At 62.2% G+C, this 20554-nt stretch carries 23 protein-coding genes; 6 read left to right on the forward strand and 17 right to left on the reverse strand.

What is annotated here, in order from left to right:
* Window positions 1–123: 123 nt before the first annotated feature.
* Genes AOT87_RS12325 through AOT87_RS12365 form a run of 9 tightly spaced genes read right to left on the reverse strand, consistent with a single transcriptional unit; the run spans window position 124 to window position 12176 of the window.
* Window positions 124–693, reverse strand: coding sequence for a hypothetical protein (locus AOT87_RS12325; RefSeq protein ID WP_057970005.1), 570 nt, complete (start codon window positions 691–693; stop codon window positions 124–126).
* Window positions 690–4829 carry a type VII secretion protein EccCa gene (gene eccCa, locus AOT87_RS12330; protein WP_057970006.1) on the reverse strand — a complete coding sequence of 1380 codons (4140 nt, stop codon included), beginning with the start codon at window positions 4827–4829 and terminating at the stop codon, window positions 690–692. The genes AOT87_RS12325 and eccCa overlap by 4 nt, the downstream gene beginning before the upstream one ends.
* Window positions 4826–6283, reverse strand: a complete 1458-nt coding sequence (gene eccB / locus AOT87_RS12335) for a type VII secretion protein EccB (RefSeq protein ID WP_057970007.1) — start codon at window positions 6281–6283, stop codon at window positions 4826–4828. Before eccB ends, eccCa begins: the two co-directional genes overlap by 4 nt.
* Window positions 6283–8226, reverse strand: coding sequence for a type VII secretion AAA-ATPase EccA (gene eccA / locus AOT87_RS12340; RefSeq protein ID WP_057970008.1), 1944 nt, complete (start codon window positions 8224–8226; stop codon window positions 6283–6285). The genes eccB and eccA overlap by 1 nt, the downstream gene beginning before the upstream one ends.
* Window positions 8223–8582 carry a hypothetical protein gene (locus tag AOT87_RS12345; RefSeq protein WP_057970009.1) on the reverse strand — a complete coding sequence of 120 codons (360 nt, stop codon included), beginning with the start codon at window positions 8580–8582 and terminating at the stop codon, window positions 8223–8225. Before AOT87_RS12345 ends, eccA begins: the two co-directional genes overlap by 4 nt.
* Window positions 8579–9889 (reverse strand): bacterial transcriptional activator domain-containing protein, encoded by a 1311-nt coding sequence (locus AOT87_RS12350; protein ID WP_057970010.1) that lies wholly within the window; start codon window positions 9887–9889, stop codon window positions 8579–8581. The genes AOT87_RS12345 and AOT87_RS12350 overlap by 4 nt, the downstream gene beginning before the upstream one ends.
* Window positions 9886–10251: a hypothetical protein gene (locus tag AOT87_RS12355; protein WP_070953324.1), complete on the reverse strand. Its 366-nt coding sequence runs from the start codon at window positions 10249–10251 to the stop codon at window positions 9886–9888. Before AOT87_RS12355 ends, AOT87_RS12350 begins: the two co-directional genes overlap by 4 nt.
* A gap of 17 nt (window positions 10252–10268) precedes the next feature.
* On the reverse strand, window positions 10269–11843 hold the full coding sequence (locus tag AOT87_RS12360) for a PPE domain-containing protein (RefSeq protein WP_057970012.1): 1575 nt from the start codon (window positions 11841–11843) through the stop codon (window positions 10269–10271).
* The gene (locus AOT87_RS12365) at window positions 11844–12176 is read right to left on the reverse strand and encodes a type VII secretion target (RefSeq protein WP_057970013.1); all 333 of its coding nucleotides are present in this window, start codon (window positions 12174–12176) and stop codon (window positions 11844–11846) included. It lies immediately after the preceding gene.
* Window positions 12177–12367: 191 nt separating this feature from the next.
* On the opposite strand from AOT87_RS12365, the gene AOT87_RS12370 reads away from it, so the two are divergent.
* A complete protein-coding gene (locus AOT87_RS12370) occupies window positions 12368–12736 on the forward strand; it encodes a hypothetical protein (protein WP_057970014.1) in 369 nt (122 codons plus the stop codon).
* Between the two features lie 57 nt (window positions 12737–12793).
* Window positions 12794–13240, forward strand: a complete 447-nt coding sequence (locus AOT87_RS12375; RefSeq protein WP_057970015.1) for a hypothetical protein — start codon at window positions 12794–12796, stop codon at window positions 13238–13240.
* Window positions 13241–13254: 14 nt separating this feature from the next.
* Here the strand turns inward: AOT87_RS12375 and AOT87_RS12380 are convergent, their stop codons facing one another.
* The 4 genes from AOT87_RS12380 to AOT87_RS29070 are packed head-to-tail and all read right to left on the reverse strand — an operon-like array spanning window position 13255 to window position 14965.
* Window positions 13255–13497 carry a helix-turn-helix transcriptional regulator gene (locus AOT87_RS12380; RefSeq protein WP_346425707.1) on the reverse strand — a complete coding sequence of 81 codons (243 nt, stop codon included), beginning with the start codon at window positions 13495–13497 and terminating at the stop codon, window positions 13255–13257.
* Between the two features lie 41 nt (window positions 13498–13538).
* The gene (locus AOT87_RS12385) at window positions 13539–14039 is read right to left on the reverse strand and encodes a C40 family peptidase (RefSeq protein WP_057970016.1); all 501 of its coding nucleotides are present in this window, start codon (window positions 14037–14039) and stop codon (window positions 13539–13541) included.
* Between the two features lie 60 nt (window positions 14040–14099).
* The gene (locus tag AOT87_RS12390) at window positions 14100–14792 is read right to left on the reverse strand and encodes a S1 family peptidase (RefSeq protein WP_240483288.1); all 693 of its coding nucleotides are present in this window, start codon (window positions 14790–14792) and stop codon (window positions 14100–14102) included.
* Window positions 14789–14965, reverse strand: a complete 177-nt coding sequence (locus AOT87_RS29070; RefSeq protein ID WP_165589987.1) for a hypothetical protein — start codon at window positions 14963–14965, stop codon at window positions 14789–14791. Before AOT87_RS29070 ends, AOT87_RS12390 begins: the two co-directional genes overlap by 4 nt.
* A 261-nt stretch (window positions 14966–15226) precedes the next feature.
* Here AOT87_RS29070 and AOT87_RS12395 point away from each other — a divergent pair, with 261 nt between their 5' ends.
* Together AOT87_RS12395 and AOT87_RS12400 are read left to right on the forward strand one after the other, a co-directional pair.
* Window positions 15227–15493: a hypothetical protein gene (locus AOT87_RS12395; protein ID WP_131727586.1), complete on the forward strand. Its 267-nt coding sequence runs from the start codon at window positions 15227–15229 to the stop codon at window positions 15491–15493.
* 35 nt (window positions 15494–15528) lie between these two features.
* Entirely contained in the window at window positions 15529–15963 is a 435-nt protein-coding gene (locus AOT87_RS12400) for a hypothetical protein (RefSeq protein ID WP_131727585.1), read from the forward strand.
* A gap of 96 nt (window positions 15964–16059) precedes the next feature.
* On the opposite strand, the gene AOT87_RS12405 is transcribed toward AOT87_RS12400, so the two are convergent.
* The 3 genes from AOT87_RS12405 to AOT87_RS28825 all read right to left on the reverse strand — a co-directional run bounded on the left by AOT87_RS12405 (window position 16060) and on the right by AOT87_RS28825 (window position 18222).
* A complete protein-coding gene (locus AOT87_RS12405; RefSeq protein ID WP_057970019.1) occupies window positions 16060–16284 on the reverse strand; it encodes a hypothetical protein in 225 nt (74 codons plus the stop codon).
* Between the two features lie 869 nt (window positions 16285–17153).
* Complete coding sequence (locus tag AOT87_RS12415; protein WP_057970021.1) at window positions 17154–17918, reverse strand: trypsin-like serine protease; 765 nt, start codon at window positions 17916–17918, stop codon at window positions 17154–17156.
* Between the two features lie 25 nt (window positions 17919–17943).
* Window positions 17944–18222, reverse strand: coding sequence for a hypothetical protein (locus tag AOT87_RS28825; RefSeq protein WP_057970022.1), 279 nt, complete (start codon window positions 18220–18222; stop codon window positions 17944–17946).
* 249 nt (window positions 18223–18471) lie between these two features.
* Here AOT87_RS28825 and AOT87_RS12425 point away from each other — a divergent pair, with 249 nt between their 5' ends.
* Complete coding sequence (locus tag AOT87_RS12425) at window positions 18472–19569, forward strand: XRE family transcriptional regulator (protein ID WP_057970023.1); 1098 nt, start codon at window positions 18472–18474, stop codon at window positions 19567–19569.
* Entirely contained in the window at window positions 19570–20100 is a 531-nt protein-coding gene (locus AOT87_RS12430; protein ID WP_198528441.1) for a hypothetical protein, read from the forward strand. It begins immediately after the preceding gene.
* Between the two features lie 84 nt (window positions 20101–20184).
* On the opposite strand, the gene AOT87_RS12435 is transcribed toward AOT87_RS12430, so the two are convergent.
* A complete protein-coding gene (locus AOT87_RS12435) occupies window positions 20185–20448 on the reverse strand; it encodes a hypothetical protein (RefSeq protein WP_057970024.1) in 264 nt (87 codons plus the stop codon).
* Window positions 20449–20554 lie beyond the last annotated feature (106 nt).

Raw genomic sequence — 20554 nt, forward strand, 5'->3', positions numbered from 1 at the left:
AGGAATATGGAGCCACACTTTTCACCAGCGTCCCACGCTGCTGCACACCCTGCAAGAGGACTTCGAGCAAAGCCGCCTCGGGCCGTGCCTTCGTGAAGATCTCCTCAACTGGAACCGTCTTGATCAACGCCAATACTCAGGAAGACGCTCAACAGTGGCGCGATAGTCCGGCTCCAGCGTCATCAGGTCAAGCTGGTAGTCGCGGCGTACCGGATCTGGCCAGTGGTTGACGCGCTCAAGCAGCCAGTCATACCAGTCCACATCCAGGCCCCCAGCTGCCATTCCTGCCCTGTAGGACGCCGTAGCCAGGTCCACCTCGATCACGGAGACAGGCGCCCACTCTCCGAGCTCGACTTTCACAGCGTCGGCCAGGTGGGTCGCGGAGCATTCGATGTCGTGGTGGCATAGCTTGACGGCCTCGAACCATTCATCCAGCGATCGCCGCCACCCAGAACGCGTGTCAGGTTCCCACGCTGCCGGCGCGATAGCGGCTACCGCAGAAACCGCAGCGGTGTTCACGCAGTCTTCGCCGCTTTGCCCCAGTGCGCTGGCCACAGCCGCGGGGATCTCCTGGCGCCACTTCGGCGAGAGCACCCCCTCGCGTGCGCACGTCAACACCGACTTCATCAGCATCAACCGGGTGAGGTCGCCCTGAAACTGGCTAATAGGTGCGGCGATTCCGCCCGGGGTCACTGCTCATCCTCAAGTGCCGCGACCACCGGGGTTTGGATGACTTCCTGGCCGTCCAGGCTCAGCAGAAGCCCGCGGCCGGTGGTTTTGCGTTCCAACCGAATCGACAGCACAGGTCCTTCGTTGCGCAGACCGTCCATCACCAGGTTCGCGCTGCCCGAATCATTGTTGAGCTTGATCAACGAATTAGTGGCACCCAACACCCGGTTGGCGATCGACATGGGGCATGAAACGACCGAATGCATACCCACCTGAGGTGCGTTGGCCCACGTCTCAGCCAGCGGAGCGAACGCACCTGGCGCGGCGCTGTGCACCGCGGCGTAGTCGTCGACGAAGATGAATATCTCAGGGCCATCCCACCACGACCGCGCCTTGCGGACCTCCAGGGATTCGCCGCCCTTGAGGCGACGGTTTGCCATCGATGCGGCCATATCGAGCATGACCGGCGCCAGCTCGCTCGGGTTGGTCACCAACCCGGTGCGCTGCACGTCGCGCAGAATCTTGGCCGGCGAGCCCACTTGCCGCGGGTCGTGATCGGGGTTGGCGACCGCCTCCTTGCCGGTCCACCGCAGCAGATAGTCCTCGTCGAGACCGTCGAGCAGCTTTGAGCCCTTGAAATCGACCACGACGAACTTGACTTCCTCCGGGGTGAACCGGGAGGTCAGGTACCCCTGCATTGCTGCTAGGAGATGGGTTTTGCCGCACTTGGGGCCACCGAACACATTGAGGTGCTTGTCGTACAAGAAATCGATCGGAACCGCCGACAGATCCTTTTCGTAGAGTCCGATCGGAACCGTCCACATTGAGTGGCGCGAGTTGGCTGCAAGCTGCAAATCGGACGCGGCCACCCGGCTCGGCAGTACGCGAACTTGCCGGGCGGACTGGCCCTTCCACCTGTCTGCAATCGTGGCCACCGCCGCGACCAACCCCTGATCGTCAACGGCTGCAACATCATCAAGACGAGGTGCACCGATCATCAGGTGCAGGCCGACGGACAAATCGAGGGCGCGGCCCGGCACATCGGCGGGGATTGCCTCGGCGAGCTTCTTGTTACCGACGCCTGACATTTCCGGCGAGTTCAATTTGAAATCGATGCGCTTGCTGAACGACTGGTTGAGGCTGCGACCGAGAGTGGAGAAAACCTGCACTGTCACCACCACATGGATACCCACAGCCAGACCGTTGTTGACCAGATCCGCGATGCGCGGGATCAGATCGTCATGGTCATCTTTGAACGCATCGAATCCGTCCAGCAGCAGCAGGACATCGCCGAGGCCGTCGTCTTCAATGGTCTTCTCAGCCAACCTGTTCCGGTAGGTTGCCATGCCGCCGGCGATGCGGCTGGCCCGGAACAGCTCCTTGCGTTTGGTCGCGACTTCTTCGACCTCAGCGATCACCCGCTTGATCTCGTCGACGTTGCCGCGCATAGCTACGCCGCCAACATGCGGCAATCCTTCAAGTCCCAGAAGTTTGCCGTCGGCGCTGAAGTCAAGCCCGTAAATCTGCAGCTGTCGCGGGCTGTTGAGCGAGGCAGCCGAGACCGCCAGGGTTTGCATCGCCACGGATTTGCCTGAGCGGGTCCTGCCGAGCATCGCCAAGTTGGCGTCGGTCAGATCGACGGCGTAAACCTCTTGGTGGTGCTGATAGGGCACATCCAACAAACCGATCGGCAAGGTGAGCACGGCTCTATCACCGACAGCCAATCCACTGGCGGCCACCAACTCGCCGACCGGCCGTGGCCGCAGCAGCGGCGGCAACCACATCTTGTGGATGTCCGGGCCCTTGTTTTCCAGCTGTGTGAGCACAACCGAGCCCACCTCGGGTGCGTTGTCGATCTCCTCGGCGGTGTGCTCGACCGGCGCGTGCTCTTCCTCGTCTTCATTGAGGCCAGGCACCGGCACTGGTGTGGCGCTAAAGGGCGCCACCGCATTCACCCCGCCGCCCTCCTGAGACTTTCCGGCGGGGCCGCTTTGCCCGGTGGCCGGAAAGTACGGGTCGTAGACACTGGCGCCCCGGAAGTACCGCGGCTCAGCGCCACCGACCTTCAAATAGCCCTCACCCGGATGCTCCAGATGATATGCATCCTTGGTTTCGATGACCGCCGCCGAATCAGTGCCACTGGCGGTTTTCATCGCGATCTTCCATCCGCAGTTCGACAACAACTGCCCAACCGACACCCCAGTTAACGACTGGGTCGCCAACATCAAGCAAATCCGATCCGAACGGCCCTGCCGCGCAAGATGTTCATAATCGTCTTTGAACTCCGGATGCTCCTTGAGTAACGCAGTGAACTCATCAGTCACGACCAGCAGCGTGGGGAACGGAGGAATCTTGGCGCCCCGCTCACGCGCCTTCAAATACTGCCGCGCATCACGGAACTTCTTACCGATCGTCTTCATACCCATCTCGCTACGCAGCCGCTGCCGGCGTTCAACCTCGCCGCGCAACACCGCACTGAGACGATCGATCATGTCCTGCGAACTCAGATTAGAGATGATTTCCACGGTGTGCTTGAGCTTTTCGAACCCGTCGAATGTGGACTCACCCTTGTAGTCGATGAGCACCAGGTTCAACTCTTCTGGGGTAAACCGACTGCACAACCCCATCAAAACCTGAACAAGGAACGTCGACTTGCCTGATCCGGTGTAGCCCAGGATCAGTCCATGCGACCCCATCCCCTGCTCAGCTTCTTCGGCGATCTTAAGCATCACCGGCGCACCGTTGCGATCCCACCCGATCGGGGTCCGCATCCGGTCTGGATCGCCCTCTCGATGCTCGCGCCACAAGCTAGTGCCCATCGACCCAAGGTCAGGCACACCGTGCAGATTCGCCCAGGAACGCTCCATCTCCACAACGCCGCCGGAACGCGCACCGACCACTTGCTGATCGGTGGCAGCACGCCACCGAGACATCTTTCGGGCCACTTGCCGGGCATGAGGCTCATCGACACAGTCCACCGCGCTGAGCCAGTACGTCAGTGCATCATCAGCACTCATCCGGCGCTTGAGTGCCGAACCGTCGCCCCCGATGTGCACCCGCGCCCCGAATGCCTCCAGGCCGTCTTCGTCGAGCCCGCCGCGGCGCAGCACCGTGACCGCCTCCATCCCCTCACCGCACCCCGGCACGGCTACACGGTCGGCGACCACAATGAGCCACGGAAGTGGCTGACGCCCTTCATCAGTCTGCTTCTCGCCCTGATATTGGGCATCAGCCGAGAAGTCCCCGCGCCCAGCGAGAACGTCCTTCAAAGCGGCCGCAGCCTCACCAGGCCGATACACCATGCGCTCGGTGCCCAGCGCATCGATGCGATGCGGGTTCTGGTTGTGGGGAAGCCATTTGATCCAATCCCACTGCTCAGGATTGTCGGTCACGACCGCAACCAGCACCAGGTTTGGCGGATGAAACACCGTCAACTGCAACAGCATTGACCGGATCAACCCGGCAGAGTCGCCATCCCCAAAAAATTGCACACTGCGGTGCGTCTTCAAGTCGATCACCACCGGCAGGCCTTCGACGGCGCGATGAGCGCGGAAAAACCGTTCAGCGGCACCGCGGCATACCGGCTCAATCACCGATTCCGGTGGCGCATCGGCCATCTGCATCCCGCCACCCAACTTCTGACGCGCCACCCCCACTCGGGCGGCGAGAAAGTACGTGGGGTCCTTGGCGGGCTTGTTTCGCTCCCACATCCGTATCCCGCCCACCATCGCCGCCAACGCCGACGGCGGCGGCGCGAAATGCGCCAAAAACTTGTACTGAGCGTTCGCCCGTGCATATACGGTGCTACGCAGCTTGGTCAGCATTTTCAGGTACTGCTGCCGTAACCCGTTGATCTCACCGGTGTTCGGACCTCCCCGCCCACCGTTACCGCCGAGCATTCCCAACGCCGAAAACGCGAACATAATTGGGAACAGCAGCATCATAGGGCTGGTCATCCGCCGCACACCACTGACCAAGAAGATGCCCAGCATCCCGACAATCGCCACCACCATAATCAACGGCAGTACCCGCTGAAGCTTGCCTGGCGGAACCACTTCCTTGACCTCCGGCGGCGCAGGAACATCCGTGGCGACCGTGACGTCCTTAGTCGAGGGCACCTCGGCGCGCAGCCTCGGCGGAATCCATGGTTCGACACTCATCGCGCCGCTGCTCCTTCGTTCAGGGCCACCGCCAGAGGCGATGGCGGCACGGTGTCTTGCGCGACCAACGCGGACTGCTTCGACAACCCTGGCCCCGCAGCCAAGATCTCCAAAACTGGCCACGGCGAGGGCAGCGGCGACTTCAACCCTAGGGCCGCGGCCGCCTCCTCGGACAGCCCGTAACGCACACCGCGGTCTGACACCCACCAACGGGTCTCGGTGGCCGGCGAGCGTGGATCAGCCCCGGTGGTCTGGGCGTAGAAACCCGAACCGGGGGCGGCATACATCGACACAGTTGGCTTGGACACTAGATTGTGACGCCACAAACGGCGCTGATCCTCGGTCAGCGGAAGCGCCGGCGTGAACGCCACCCGATACGAGGACTGTTGCTCCCCAGCGTTTTTTCTCCATTGCCAGCACGTCACCGGCGCAGCCAGCGACGTCGCCGCGTGCAGCGGCTTGTCCGGGAACATCGTCGTGTCCAGGCCCGGCGCGGCAGCCGGCATGCGCGCAATCACATCCTGGGCCACCGTCGCAGGCACTGCAGCACCGAACGCGTCAGTGTTGCGGATCACCGAAGCCATCACCTCGGGGATCTGTTGCACCCCCTCGGCCAGCACCACATACCAGTTCACCGAACCTGCTTGCGGCACACGAAGAACCGAGCCGATCACGGCACCTTCGCCAATGGGATACGTCGGCGGCGAACCGGCACCGGCAATCACCGGTGAGGTAATCGGCCGACCTGCAGGGATAGCGTTGAACAGCGCCGAGCTGATCACGTCAATGCCGGGGAACCGCTGCAATCCCAACCCCAGCACCAGCGCCGCATCATTGACATCGATGCGCCGACGCATTCCGTTGTTGAGCAACCACGTCGCCTGATCAGGGCCCTGCACAATCCGGGCCGCGGACGGATCAGCAGCCAACGTCGCCTGCTCATCACCGGCGATCACCGCGGTGTGCGTTGACGGCAGCGCCGTACCCGGATGGTCGATCACATCGCACACCGCCCACACAGAATCCGCGCCAGCGGGCTGAGATACCTGCTCGGGCGCACCAGCGATCCCCACCAGCTGCCCCCGCGGCATCTGTTGCACTTCTTGCGGTTTGACCTGGACCGCCTGCTCCGGACTACCCACAATCAACTGTGCTGACACCAGATTTAGCACCGGGTGCATCTGATTATCGATCGTGACAAACAATTGCGAAGACTCCCGTGCCTGCACAATCCGCGAATTATCACGCAACCCTTGCGGTTTGAAATACGCCAACGCCGCACACCCCAACAGCACCACCGCAGTCAACGCCACCCCAGCGATCTGCGACATGCCCGTGGACCGCCGCGGATCCAACTGCATCCGCGTATCGTGACGCGTCAACGCATGGTGTAGCCGCGCCACCAAATATTTATAGCCACTGACCTGTAGCTTCGATGTCGGCAAGAACGGCATCAGATCCCCCTACTTTTCAACGCCAGCGTCAAATCCATACCGTTAGAAGTGGATTCACTCGACAGCACCTTATGCAGCGCACGCGTCATGTCCGCACCCTGAATCGTCATCAGCACAGACTCATCGACCTCCTCCTCGGAGCATTCGTCGTCCACGCGCACATCACGAAAATCTGCAGCCGCCTCCAGCACCTTGCGCACAAACCGGCCATTACCGACCAAATCGACCGCACTACGCGCTGACGTGGCAGTCATCGCCACCAATTGATCACGCGTCCAACGCAACAGAGCGGCCTGCTGGCGCGCGTCCGGATCTGCGCGTAGTTGCGTCAGCACGCCCTCAAGGACCTGGACCGGGTCCTTGACGGCAGCCTCGGTGGTCATCGTCGAGAGCTGATCGCAGGTGTCACCGAGCAGCTCGACACTATCGTCAGCCAGGGTGTCGTCACGGTGAGAGGCAAGGACATCGGCGATTGCGATAAGCTCCTCGGTGCTATAGGTATTGAACCGGAAACGATGCGCGAACCGGCCCGGCAATCCCACGTTGGTCGCTAGCAGTTGGTCGATCTCCGATTCGTAGCCGGCGATGATAACCACGAGCCGGTGCCGCTGGTTTTCCATGTAAGTCAGCAAGGTGTCGACCACCGCCTTACCGAATGCGTCGGCGTTGGACCCCTTGTTCTCTGCGCTGACCAACGAGTAGGCCTCATCGATGAACAGCACCCCGTCGAGAGCTTGGGCCACTGCATCACGCAGTTTCTTCTCAGAATCGCCCAGATGCTCTCCAACTAAATCCTTGCCGGATCGTTCGACTACCTTATGTGTCGTCACGATCCCCAACCCGCACAAGATCTTGGCAATCACCCTGGCCACCGAAGTCTTGCCAGTCCCAGGCGGCCCGATGAAGATCATGTGATTGGCCGATTTAGGCGTCTTCAAATTGAGTTCACGACGCTTCTCTGCCATGCGAATACGCGAACGAAACGTGCGCACTTGATCCTTCAACTCGGACATGCCTACATGCCCGTCAAGGTCGGCTGTCGCTTCTGCCAACAACTCCTCACGCACCGCCTTGGCGCGCGCCGCAGCTACGTCCGCGGCGCTGGGCCCGGTGGACGGGTCCCAGGGATCGGTGCGCGCCGCGATCGCCTCAACAGTTGTGACTTGCAGCCGCACCCCGGGATCGTTGAGCGCTGCTTTCACTTGCGGCGACGGCGCTGAGGCGTCCAGCTTGCCCATCAAGTCCTTGGCGGTGGTTTCATCACCACGTTCTCGGGCGATCAGCGCTGTAAACCATTGCGCCACAGGAACAGCCTCGGGTAAGGCGTTCTGCTTCTCGACCGCGTCCAGGTACTCTGCGGCTTCCTCAAACTGCCCCAGATGGGCATGGGCGATACCGGCCGCGAGCTCGGCGACGTTCTTGAGAGCTGCGTCCCTGTTGAACAGCCGCTTCGCGGAGGTGACGGTGTCGATCACATCTGGCCAGCGTTCACACCGGTAGTAGATCGCTGCTCTCATCCACTCGGTGACCGCGCTGGCGGTGGCCTCCGAGAGCGTGTCGATGGCTTCGGCGCAATCCGGCGGGGTGCGCTCTGCCAAGGACCGGGCCAGCGCCGCGGCCAATGCCGACTGGTCATAGATCGGCTGCTCGAGACCGACCAGACCCATTCCGATCTCGAACCGAGCCCACAGCGATGCCGCCGAAATTCCCATCCGGTTGATCTGCACACCCATCTGGTCGCGGCTGCGCCACGCGCGATATAAGGTGCCAGAAGCGTTGTCGCCACAACGAATCCGACCAAGCCAGGCATCACACATTGTGGGATCAGCATCGGTAGCGGCCGTGAAGTAGTTCAACGCTTGCTGCTCATCGGACGGCGACCCGTCGATGGCCCCCAACGCGGCCACCCCAGCCTCGAAATGCCCTACCGCTGCCGCGCTCATGCCGGGTACCGATCCGCGAACCGCGCTGACTCCATGTCCGCGTACTCTTCAGGCGTCGGCAGTTTCTGTACCCGCCGGCACATTCGATCTGCGCGTTCCACGTTGCGTCCTTCGGCCTCGGCCGCAGCCAAGGTGAACAGCCGCAACGCCACTCGGTACTTGGCGCGCGCCAAACGTCCCAGCATGACCAACTCCTGCCCCAATTCGACCGGCCCCAACTCCAGCGCGTCCTGATCGAGCATCACTGCACTGACCAGACCCCGGCCGTTGCAGCTCACCCCAACGGACCCTGGGGGGTTGTAGACGGAAAATTCGCGCGTGTAGAACTCTTCGATATCTGGTGCTGTGTTGTTCACAGGCCCCCCAGGTCCTTGTCGCTGTTGTGTTCCCAGCCCGCGCCACCGAGCGTTGAGACGATCTCTCCGAGCTGTTGATGTCCGGGCTTCACAGCGAGCCCGCGACGCGCGTAGTCCATGGCACGGGCGGGGTCATCGACGTGGCGGGCCGCCAGCTCCCGAAATACTGTCGCCACAAGATCGCTCATGTGGGCTTGCAGTGCCCAGCCGGGCTGCTCGTCACCGCCGAACAACGGTCCGGTCACCAGTTCGGCTGCCTGTGAAAGCTTTTCCGTGGCAGCGGTCGCTGGATCAGTGCCCGTCAATGCGGTAAAGCGACTCCAGTGGCCGTCGATGTCGATGCGGTAGCCGTCATCGGTGACCACCGGCGCCAGGCCGCGGCGCCGGATCTTATTGAGTGCCACATGAAAACCCTTGTAGCGGTCCACGCCGTAGATCAGCTGGCACAGTTTAGCGGTGGGAATCGGCTGGCACACCGCGATCGCGCCGACGATCTGCTGTTGCATCGGTTGCAGCGCAACACCATCAGCTCCGGTCACCTCGAACCGCCCGAACACCGTCATTTGCGCGCCGCCGGCCTCTACGACCTGCGTGGGCGGCTCCAGATCGCCAGCACACTCGCCCTCGGCGAGTTCTGATTTGTCAAACTCGTGGGCGGCGCCGCTTTCCTCGTTTTCCTCGTCGATCTCCGGCTCATGCTCTTTCACTAATTGTGCTGCCGCAGTGGCAGATTCGTGATCACTAATGGCTGGCACGGGAACACGCAGAGGTCGAACAGGCCATGATGTGCCCGCAGCGAGTACATCGACCCATCCCGATTCGAAGCCGTCGACCAGTGGGTCGGCAACGACCACTGTGGCATCTGGGCTCGTGCTCAGATGTACACCCGCCAATAGCGTTTCGTCTCCATCGCCACCTTGAACCTGTACCTGCAGCTGCCAAGAGTCGATCAGCTCCGCGCGGCCCTGGCAGCACACCCCGATCTCATCGACTGCCAACATGTTGATGGCCAGCACGTCACGCTCGCTCACGCCGAGAACCACCAACACCGGATCAGCCGTGCTATCCCTAAGCGCCGGCTCAGTTCCGGTAGGTGCCCGCATCCAGCCCTCGTCTTCGTCAGGTTCCCACGGCAGCGGTAAACGCCCCGGTGACGTAGAAAACCGCACCCGCACCCACTGCGGGTCCACTCGCACCACCACCACACGTGCCGCGGTGATCGAATGCGCCCCACCGAGAAGCCGGCGCACCGCCCCTGTTAGGCACGCCGCTACGAGCTCCGCGGGGGCAACCGTCGCCGCTGTCACGACAGTTCGTCCTCACCGCTGACCGCCGGCTTGGCGCCGAACCACGAATCGGGATCCAGTTCGGGCGCCGCCGCTCGTGCCGCTTCCCGGCGGCGATCATCGAGGACCTCGTAGCACTCCTGCAGTCCCGCCATGATTAGCTGCTGCAGCTCCTGGGCGTTGTACCGTTCCAGCACCCCCTCCCCGAAGTACACGTCGGTCGGGGTGCCCCAGCCATCGACTTCGGGCATCACATCGCGTTCATTCGGGGCAGCACGCCGCACACGAAGATCGGTGAACGCGGCTGCCTCCACTGCACCCAACGCCTCACTCAAGCGCCGCGATTCGGCGAGAAATTGTTCGACCATCGGATCGAAAGACACTCGGCCAGCCCTCTTTTCTAGGTTTCCGTCGGCCGGTCACGCTTGCGCTGACCGGCAATCGGCTCACTGACTTCCACATCGTCTTTGACCAACTGTTCATCGGGGAACCAGTCGGTGTTGCGGTCGATTTCCTTGTCCTCCGCGTTCCGGCTGCCCGGCGGCATCATGCCCATCGGCATCATGCCCGCTCCCCCGGGTCCTGCACCGCCGCGCACACTCGAACCGGTCGGCACCGCGTTGGTCGATGCCGGTGGCACAGGAGCCGGCGCGGGGGCCTGCGGTGGCAAGCTCGCGGGCATCGTGCGGCCCGAACTGCCACCGGCGCCACTGCTCCCACCGGAACGCAAGGAACCCAACGGATTACGGGGCGTACCGCCGCCACCACCCGAGGTTCCTGACGACGGATTCATTCCGCTGCCAATCTGCTGGGCAACCTGACTAACCTGCTGCCCTGCCTGCTGCAGCTGCTGCCCAAACTGTCCAGCCACCTGCCCGAGCGCCTGACCAACCTGAGTGGGGATCGACAACAACGTTTGCAGCATCTGACCGGCAGCCTGGCCGGACTGATTCATCGGATCACTACCGTCATCGGCGAGCCCCGACAACAGATCCTCATCACCGCCGCCGTCAACCGAGCCAATCTTCTTGACGCCGTGATGAGGCAACGCCGGATCACCATCAGCGATCCGCGGCGAATCCCCAGGACCATTCACATTTTCATCGGCCCCACCGCCCCCGGCCCCGTATGAAGACATCGTCTGAGACGACGACGTCTTCATCTGGCCCATCAATCCCTCTTGTTTCGCAGCCTCCTGTGCGGCACCCACATCACCACTATTGGCCCTCGCAGCGGCCGACAAATACCGCTGCCGCGCTTCGGCATAATCGTGAGCACGCGGATGATCCTGAACAGCCCTGCTCCACCGACTCGACACCTGCCGCGCAGAATTGGCGTGATCGCCAGCGGCCGAAGCCCCCGAATTCATCCAATGCCCAAACTCATTAAGCCGCGCGGACAACGCCTCACTCGTGGGGCCCTGCCACGACGCCGGCAGCGAACCCACGAGCTCATGCAACAACTGCGCAGCCTGCTTCAAATCCGACGCCGCGTTATCCCAAGCGGCCGCATGCCCCTCCATGCCAGCAGCACCAGCACCACCCTGCAGCGCAAGATCAACGACATCAGGCTCGCCAGGAATCGTCGCCAGCGCCGCCAACATGTCCAACGGCAAATCAGGGATCTGCACCGCTGGCGGCACCACCAGATTCATGGACGGCACATCCGGGGCCGCCCCACCTGCGCCTCCGCTTACCCGGGCCGCGCCTTCGCCATCGACCTGCACATATCCACGCAATGCCGCAGCCACCGCGCTCTCTCCGGCAGCGATCTTGGCGATCCCGGCCACCAGCTGCGCGCTGAGCTTGCCGGCATTGACCGCCACACGGTTGGCCGCCACCACCGACACCGGATCAGAGCCGGGCGGCTCAGGCGGCACAATCGCCGCTGGCGCCGACAGCGCCGCCGCAGCCGACATCAGCGCCGCTTGAATACGCGGGCCCACATCGGCTGGATCAACGTGCAGTGCAGCCACTTACAACACACCGCCGGAGGCAGAGACGCGAGCAGCACCGGATGCATCCGCCTCGTCATAGCGGGCCGCAGCCGCCGACAGATTCTCATCCATCCCGGTATGCGTGCCACCAGCCGCGCTGACCTCATCGACGACGCCTCCGAAGAAATCACGAAGCGCGGCACCCACCGGCGCGGAAACCAGACCGTGGCAGCGAATGATCTCCTCCTCGACCTCATCCATCCACGCCTTGCACGCTCGACCGTACTCGTCCAGCACAGATGCAGCGTCTGCGTTGCCACCAGCAGCCACCCGCAAGGACTCAGGGTCGACAGAAATGCGTTCTGAACTCATGTGGTAATAATCGAGCAGCCCATAGCGGTTTTCAACAGGCCCGCGTTGCCCTGTGCACCAATGCGGTGCGACCCGCTCGTCAGCCACGACCCAAATATTAGGCTCTGCCTAACAGGTATGCAAGGTGTGTCCTTCATTTTCCGATAGGGTGGCATTGCACCTACACACCACAAACCGCTAACGTCAACACCGTGTTCGACGACCTCACCCCCGACGAACTCAGCAGCGCGCACGCAACCATCACCACCACCGGAATTCACGCAGCACGCCTCATCGCCGCCGACCGACTCGCCTCCGGACCCGCAGAAGGCCTCGGAACCCCGGAAACACTCGTCGAACTGCTCCAGCAACGAGACACCACAGACCCACGCTGGGAACGCCTACAACCCTTCGAACAACGCTGGTCACTACTAGTCGTCCGACTCCTGGACGCCGTCAGCAAAGACCCCTCACAAGCAGTCGCCGACGCCCGCAACCGCGGCGCCACCTGGGCCGCAATCGCAGACACACTCGGTGTCAAAACCCCCTCGGCCTATCAACGATTCCGCCACCAGGTATAACGGCTCGAACATCAACTCGCCGGCCTCAAAGCGGCGATGATGCGCGATACTTTGACTATGCACCCCGTCGACGCCGTGCTCCACAAAGCGCGCCAACTCTTGGGCTCCACACCCGCCCCTGAGCACCAAGGCGCATCCCTGACCGAAACCGTCGTCGCCCACCCCATCGGATGGGACAGTGAATCCGGCGACGCCGCAACCGCCACCAGCACTGCCATCGACAACCAGCTCAACCACATCCAGACGATTCACCACAACGCCCACCAGGCCATGGCCGACGCCGCCCAGATCGCACAAAGCGCCCGCGACAAACTCGACGCCCTCGAAACCGACTGGCAACACGACAAGGACACCCACGACACCAACACCCAGGGCCAAGCCGCACTCCTGCAAGCCGCACAACAACGCATCAACCAGGCCATCGACATCGTCGAACACGCGGCCACCGGCTACAGCGACGCTGCCGCCCGGCTACGCACTTACATCGCCCAACTCAACGAATAACGACGCCAGGCGCGTCACTTAACCCGCAGCTCTACCTGAAGACCAACCCGCGCAGCCATATTCAACAACGCATCCACAGAAAAACGATCCACCTGCCCATTCACCAGCAGGGAAATCCGCGGCTGCCGTACCCCCAACCGCGCCGCCGCCTCCGCCTGAGTCCAGCCACGATTCGCAATCTGCCCACACACCGCCTCAGCAAGCTGCTCTCGCACGTCATCACACAGCGTGTGTATTCGACCAGGCACCAACAGCACACTACGCCGTAAAACGGCAGCCCGACGATATCGCTAGAACGCTAGCCCACATTTGAGTAGGGCGGGCGCGCGATAATGACGTACGGACCACTTTCGGCCGGTGCGTGCGCCGTGAGAAGTTCCACGTCGATCTCTTGCTCGTGGAATACCGCACCGAGGATGCCCCGGCTCTGCCGCGCATCGAACTTCGTGCCAGGCTCTGCCAGATCCCCTGGCACCGCGCTAATTACCGTCATGAGGCCGGTATAGAAAGCCTGGTGATAGCACTTCTGCATACGGCTCGAAGGGTCGACCCAATATAGGACGTCGCCCGGGTCGGCCGTCTCCCCTGAGGCGAGGGGAGCACAATTGTCGAGTTGAGTGTCCAGCGTGCGTCCGATGTCGGTACCGGCGGCCGCGTACACCACGCGCCGAATAAACCCTGCGCGGTCGAAGCCGCCGCCCGTGGGCCCTGTGAGGTCGCCACCTGCGAACATATAAGGCAGACCCAGATATCCGTACGCAGCCTCTACTGCTCGGTCGACCGCTGCAAGCTCATTCATCCGTCCTTCTCTCGTCATGAGGGGCTATGCCAGAGCTCGGGTTGTGCAGGGGAACGCGCATCAATTGCCTTGCACAGCTGCCGCGTCGACCATGGCCTGGCGGACCGTGCTCTGCCAAGACACCGCCGCAGTGCGTGATCCATTGCGGCCTCGCAAAATACCGACGATCACCGGTGCCGACCCCGCGGCGTCGGTGTACGTGTACACCGGGCCGCCCGAGTCACCGTGATCGCTGGACAACGTTCCCGGCCTCATCGTGAACCACCCGTCGTGCACCGCATCGATCTCACCGCACGAAGCACCGGTAGTCGCCCCATGGTGACAAACCACCATCCCCGGCCGCGCAACGACGCCCGGCCGCTCGACAAGTGAATGCGCCAACGCCGGCCCCAACCTGGTCGTAACATCGACATTGGAGTTCAAACTGATTGTCTCGTAATCGATTACCGAGTCATCAGGTCCAGTCGTGCTCATGCCGGCCCGGCTGTTGCGCGACACCATCACCACCCCGATCGGCGCACCGGACTCGTCAGTGACCGTACGCCCAGAATTGCAGTGGCCAGCTGAGTACCCGATCCCCAAGCTCATATCGATGAAGGCCAGCGTGCACTTGGCATCGCCCTGGATGATCGTCATCCCCGGATACACCAGTACAGATCCGCCGGTCGCCGCAGCGGAGGGTGCCCACAGCACGGTCGCAACGAGCATCACCGCGGACACGCTCGCGCGCACCCACGCGGCCGCCCAGTTCACGGCTCGTCCCGCAGCTTGTTTTCCTCGGTGATGAACTCGCTCATCTTCTCGGTCAGCACCGAAACGGCGGTCGCCTTCTGCTTCATCCGCAATGACCGGTACACCAGCGCGAGTTCGAACTCGCGCTTGAGGTCCGGATCGACTCGGAAGCTGACCTGGTTGTCCTTGCTCATCAGCGCGTCTCATTTCGCGATCCGAGGTGAGTGCCGCCCCGGTGTGCTTGCTTTCTTGCATGTTTACTCGCTATCTAGTGCATTTACTAGAGGGCACGCATACATGCTCTCTATCTAGCTGTTATTCAGGCATGACCACATGTCAAGTTGATGAAACACTATCAAACTAGTGTACATGTTTGCAAGCATGATTACTTACCTACTTGCTAGCAAGTGAGCAAGCGCGGCGTGCCGTCTACTCGCGGCGTAGGATCATCAGCAATGACTCAACCAGCGCCCGACGTGCACGCCATCGGAATCAGCGACCTCCGACCCGGCGACCAAATCGTGGGCATCCAACACGACGGCAACGCCAGCCCCTATGTCGCCTGTACCAACCTCACCGTCACTGACGCTGCATCCGCAGCAGGCGCCACAGGACACATCGAATTCCGCAACAGAGCCACCGACCCCGCTGGCTTCACCCGACGGTGGTGGAGCGGCATCGGCTACACCGACCACTCCATCTTCCACGTCACACGGACCTAGATTCTCCGATGATCCTCGGTGCCATCATCGCCAGCGTGTCCCTGCTATTCCTGGCGGCAGCTTTCATACCGCAAGCCCGGCAGAACCCGCCAGACCCATCACAAGTCGATCTCGCAGAACCCGACGACGAACGCCGCCGAGCGGCGAAGGGGCTCCTGGACGCCATACCCGAGATCCAGCAGATCAAAACCGCTGCACAACAACATGGTTGGAACATCACGTTCTACGACCTAGACCGGTGCGTGTTCGTCTCGAAGCAAAGCAACACCCTCGTCATGACCCGCTGGGGCGACCCCAACACCCCCGTGCTCTACGCCGAAGCCGACCAACTCAAGAACGGCTGCCACAGCACCATCACCGTGCACCTACTCGACAACACTGACGGCAACCCACCCGACGAACACGTCCGCATCCTGCAACAGTTCTTCGCCGACCACGCCACCGAACCACTGCACGCCAATCGACGGTAAACAGCCGAAACACCCAGCACCCTAAGCTGATCCAGCTTCACACAGCAGAGCCGACGCGACCGAGACTACCCCTCTCCTACAGATAAGAATCGACCTCTAGTCTGCTGCGGCACGAAGCCGCATCGCCTCGCGCCGCAACGCAGCACCCAGCTCGGCAGGCGCAGCCGGATGATCAGCAGCAGTATCGAGGTAACGCGCGGCCCGAAACAAGAAGGCCGACGGCAACGCGATCGACGGCCCGTGCGCCTCGGCGATGAAAAATCCCAGCAGCGACAACGCGGTCGTGATCTCACGCAGCGGCGACTCAACTAGATCGTCCAAAGGCCGACAAAACTCACCAACCGCACCGTGTCACCCGCCCCGATTCCCCCAATGGCTAAAGCCGCCGGTCCCCTCGGGGCGCACCGATGGCCCGTGCAACCCCGTTACCTGACGCGTCTTCGTGTAGACCTGGGCTGGTATCGCCGCGGTGGCGTGCTTGAACTGCGGTTCAGCAATTCCTTTGCGGACGCAGCCGCCAGGGTCGAATGTTGAGCGTCAGGGCCCACTGCCAACCGTGACGGAGTCCACCGTCTGTAACCGAACGCCCCGATTGCGACCACTCCGCAGACCGCGGCATAGATACAAGTACTCACCGTCGCTGACGCATAGCCGATCGCTGCAAGGATCGTTGTCATCGTGGCGAGGGCAACGCAAGCCAGCGCAGCGAAATCGCCGTGAGGGATGAATCGAATGTCGCTGAGCACCGCCTCACGTCGCCAGGCGTCCCGAACCTGGCCGACATCGGCGCCAGGATTCTCCGTAAGGTATTCGTCGGCCGCATCACACCAGGCTGCAAACCCCTTGGCTGCACCGAGAATCGTGGGTGAGGCCGGCGAATCTGGGCTGTGCTGGAGAAATTCCTCGATCCGCCGGCGAGTGTATTCGGCATCCCGACGGATGTTGTAGGCCAATACTGCCTGCTCGGTCACCAACATTGCTCGCCAACTCCCTTGTCTCTCTTGCGATTTCGCCATGCGAATTCAGCCCAAGCGATGATTTCCCAGGCGGTGATGCTGACTCGCCTCGGGTGCTTAGTGTTGCTGCGCGCTCTTGAGCCAGTCAAGGGACGGCGGACTGGCGTTTCCTTGACTGGATCAATGTTTTCAGAGGTCTGACTGTCGCCGCGCTGCGGGTGTGTGCGGCCTATTTCAAATGCTTAGCGACGGGTGGCGTTGACGCAGGAACCGCAACGCCCTCCCGATTGGAATGTACGAGCTTTGGCAGGCGCCCGACGTGCCCGGCTCGTTGTGGTTGCGATTTCCGGTGATGTTGATTCCGAGCGCAACGTCGAGTTTTCGGTTGTAGACCGCACCTCCGCTATCGCCCGGGTGTGAGCAGTACGAGGCGCGTGTGGTCCTGACTGATGCTGCGGCGCCCTGAGGTGTCATCTCGGCGGCAACTTCAGTCACCTTCCCGCAGTTGGCATTATCGTGGTTCAGTCCGATCAGGCATGCAGGGTCACCGACCGCAGCCACGGCGGGATCGTCCGGAATGTTGCGCCAACTGTAGCCCTGCAGCTTTCGTCCTGGATACATCTGCACCAGCGAAATATCGGTGTACCAGCCATCTTTGGGCTTCGGAAAAGTCTCTTCGAAACCAACAGGCCGCGAATGATCCCCTGCGGAGTAGATCTTGAGGGTCGTACCGTCGTCGTCCTGATAGTGGCGGCCATCCTCATCGCGGAAGCAGTGACTGGCGGTGATGAAGTACCGGGTACCGTCGTCATCCCACGCGGGATAGCCGACGCTGCACGAATACCAGCTACCGCCTTTGTAAACGTCGAACTGCATTCCCGGCCATGCCCAGTCGGCGTCAGTCTGCGCAGTCGCCGCCGGCGCACCCACCACCGCGAATGAACAGGCCAAAACCACGAATATTACTGCGCCGTAACCCAAATAGCCCTTGGCCACCATGGATCCCCTCGGTTCAAATAAACCGTCACACCCTGATGTTCGCGGTATCTCGCCGGAAGAACTCCCGGACGATGCGACCCAAGTCGAACAGAGACCAGCCCACAGCCCGCTGGATCTCCCGCACACCCATGGGCGTGTCCAGCACCGTCGAGCTCGCCGCGGTGCGCACGTCCGCCTCGACGTGATCGAGGCGCCTGAGATAGTCGGCGCGACGCGAACCATCGACCAACCATGCAACGTCACGGGCGCGGGCCAGGAATCCGTCGAAGTCTTCGATCTGCATGCGCAAATCATTTCGGCTCATGTTCTAAATGCTAAGAGCGAACTGAGGGTCCGGCAATTCACTCTCAGGGCGGCCACCTGCTTGGACGCCGAGCCAGCAGGCCGGCGGCTTGTTTCCAGTGTGGAAATTGGCTTCACAACGACCCAGCACCAGGCCTCGTATTCGCGCCGGCCGGCGGAGGAGGCGGCAAGAGCGGGCGGTTCCGCGGGTCGGATGATCTTCCCCGAGCCCGAGTTGCGATTTTCGCATCTTTGCTCGTAGCCTGAAGGTATGAGCCAGGACGACATCGCGCGCCGCGTTGCCGAAAGCATCCCGGCGGCCACTACCCACGCACAGGTCGCTGGGCAGATCGGCTTGTCTGCGGAGAAGCTCTCCAAGTCTCTCAATGGCCGCCGAGCGTTCTCCTCGGTCGAGTTGGCTCAGCTTGCCGAGGTACTGCACGTGGATGTGCATTGGCTGATCACTGGGCGGCCTGACCCACACCGTCTCGTTGTGGCCGCACGCCACGACTTCGACCACGAAACCGGATACCGTGACGTTCCCGGCCGCCAAGACGACCAGCGAGTCCTTGATGACATCGCCCTGGCCTATCGTCAGGCTTTCGTCGTATGCGTGCCAGCGCAGGTCACGCTGCCGGGCACCGTCGGTGGGATTCGGCAGGCGCTTGGGGCCGGTTTCGTGCGTCGCTTCGCCGACCGTCTGGAAACCCACCTGGGCGTCGATGTCATCCGCGTTCCGGACATATCGACCGCCTATTCCTTCCATGTGTTGTCACGCAAAGTCATTGTGCTGCAGGCGACCGGAAACTGGTTCCGTGAAAACTGGTCCCTGGCCCACGAACTCGGCCACCTCGCTGCCGGGCACCACGCCGACAACCTCACCGATGCCCTACGGGATCGCCATGAGCTCGACGCGAACAGCTTTGCCGCCGAACTGCTTTTACCAGAAACCACCCTTCGCGCCATCGCATGGGACAGCATCACCGAGACAGAGCTCGCTGATCTCATATGGGGGTTCGGTGTATCCACCGACGCCCTCACTCGCCGCCTGGATAAGCTCGCCATCATCGTCCCCGGCAACATCCGTGCGGCGCTTTCCTTGTCCACTCAGAAGCTGCTGCGCTGGTACTGGTCCGGGCAACACGACCATGGCCCCGATCAGATCACCGAACGTATCGACGAAGCGGCCACCCGCCGCTTTCCCCGTAAGCTCCAAGAGATCCACAGCGACCTCATCGCTGCAGGCCGTCTCCACAAAGGCACCCTGGCCTGGATGCTTGGAATCGACCGCGACGCCTTAGAGGTCGATGAACCACCCACCCCGGAACCCGTGAGCACCGACACACTGGCCAGCGCCCTGGGCCTTTAAGTGACGCAGCTGTTCTTGCCGGACAACACCGTCCTGATCAACTTCGCCATCATTGGCCGCATGGATCTACTCGCCGGACTCCTCAACGGGCGAGGCTGCTGGTGTCTATCCATCGCCCGCGAATGCGCCAATTCCCAGCCCTACCAACCCGATCTATCCCAAGCCCCCGCAATATTCGGTCCACCACTGATCCCCGATCGCGCAGAACACGCAGAGGCACTCGTCTTGCGCGACAACATAGCCACCCCCGGCGACCCCACCACCAAACACCGCGGCGAAGCCGAAACCATCGCCATCATCACGCGCCGCCGCATCAAAGGCTTCTTCCTCACCGATGATCGAGACGCCACCGAACTGGCCATTCGCCACGGCATCAAGGTCGTCACCACGTGGGATCTGCTTCGCCTGGCCTACAAAGTAAACAAGGTGACCAAACCAGCGCTGACCGGCTACCTCCGCACTCTGAAATCTCAGCGGCGTGGCCAACCGCCAATGGTCACCAACCCCGAGCAGCTCGACGACTGGCTATAGACCGCGGGCTACCTCATTCTCATGCACAAAACCGGAAAACAAGCCGGTCGGGAGGCCACTTCTTCAAGCCAGGGTTAGCAGCTCTCAATGGCCGGAAGAGGCCCACTCAAGAACGGCCGCAATGCCGGGGCCGACCTGGACAACTCGCAGTCCACCATCGAGCTCGACGGCCGAGGTGATGTCTTTGGCGGCCGCGGCGATCGCGCCGCGCACGCGAGGGGCGTCGGCGCTGGAAATCGGGATCGCTCGACCGGCGTAATACAGGGTTGCGGCCGGATAGGGCTCCGGATCGTCTTCGCCAATCACTCGCTCGGTGTTGGGCGCGTGCGGTGGAACCATGTTCGCCATAGGCACGAATTGTAATGCCGGTTGCGGGATCTGACTCCTCGCCTTCATGCGGCGCCGAGCTTGTCTGTGGCGGAAACACCGAGCCCGTATACAAACTCTAATTTGT

Origin of the sequence: Mycobacteroides sp. H003 (assembly GCF_001440135.1) — a bacterium.
Taxonomy (GTDB): Bacteria; Actinomycetota; Actinomycetes; order Mycobacteriales; family Mycobacteriaceae; genus Mycobacterium; species Mycobacterium gwanakae.

Bases quoted from the DNA above. Each gene is read 5' to 3' on its own strand.
- AOT87_RS28825 (WP_057970022.1), bottom strand. From the start codon at position 18,222: ATGAGCCGAAATGATTTGCGCATGCAGATCGAAGACTTCGACGGATTC.
- AOT87_RS29070 (WP_165589987.1), bottom strand. From the start codon at position 14,965: ATGAGCAAGGACAACCAGGTCAGCTTCCGAGTCGATCCGGACCTCAAG.
- eccA (WP_057970008.1), bottom strand. From the start codon at position 8,226: ATGAGCGCGGCAGCGGTAGGGCATTTCGAGGCTGGGGTGGCCGCGTTG.
- eccCa (WP_057970006.1), bottom strand. From the start codon at position 4,829: ATGAGTGTCGAACCATGGATTCCGCCGAGGCTGCGCGCCGAGGTGCCC.
- AOT87_RS12435 (WP_057970024.1), bottom strand. From the start codon at position 20,448: ATGGCGAACATGGTTCCACCGCACGCGCCCAACACCGAGCGAGTGATT.
- AOT87_RS12415 (WP_057970021.1), bottom strand. From the start codon at position 17,918: ATGGTGGCCAAGGGCTATTTGGGTTACGGCGCAGTAATATTCGTGGTT.
- eccB (WP_057970007.1), bottom strand. From the start codon at position 6,283: ATGCCGTTCTTGCCGACATCGAAGCTACAGGTCAGTGGCTATAAATAT.
- AOT87_RS12425 (WP_057970023.1), top strand. From the start codon at position 18,472: ATGAGCCAGGACGACATCGCGCGCCGCGTTGCCGAAAGCATCCCGGCG.
- AOT87_RS12365 (WP_057970013.1), bottom strand. From the start codon at position 12,176: ATGAGTTCAGAACGCATTTCTGTCGACCCTGAGTCCTTGCGGGTGGCT.
- AOT87_RS12395 (WP_131727586.1), top strand. From the start codon at position 15,227: ATGACTCAACCAGCGCCCGACGTGCACGCCATCGGAATCAGCGACCTC.
- AOT87_RS12385 (WP_057970016.1), bottom strand. From the start codon at position 14,039: ATGAATGAGCTTGCAGCGGTCGACCGAGCAGTAGAGGCTGCGTACGGA.
- AOT87_RS12375 (WP_057970015.1), top strand. From the start codon at position 12,794: ATGCACCCCGTCGACGCCGTGCTCCACAAAGCGCGCCAACTCTTGGGC.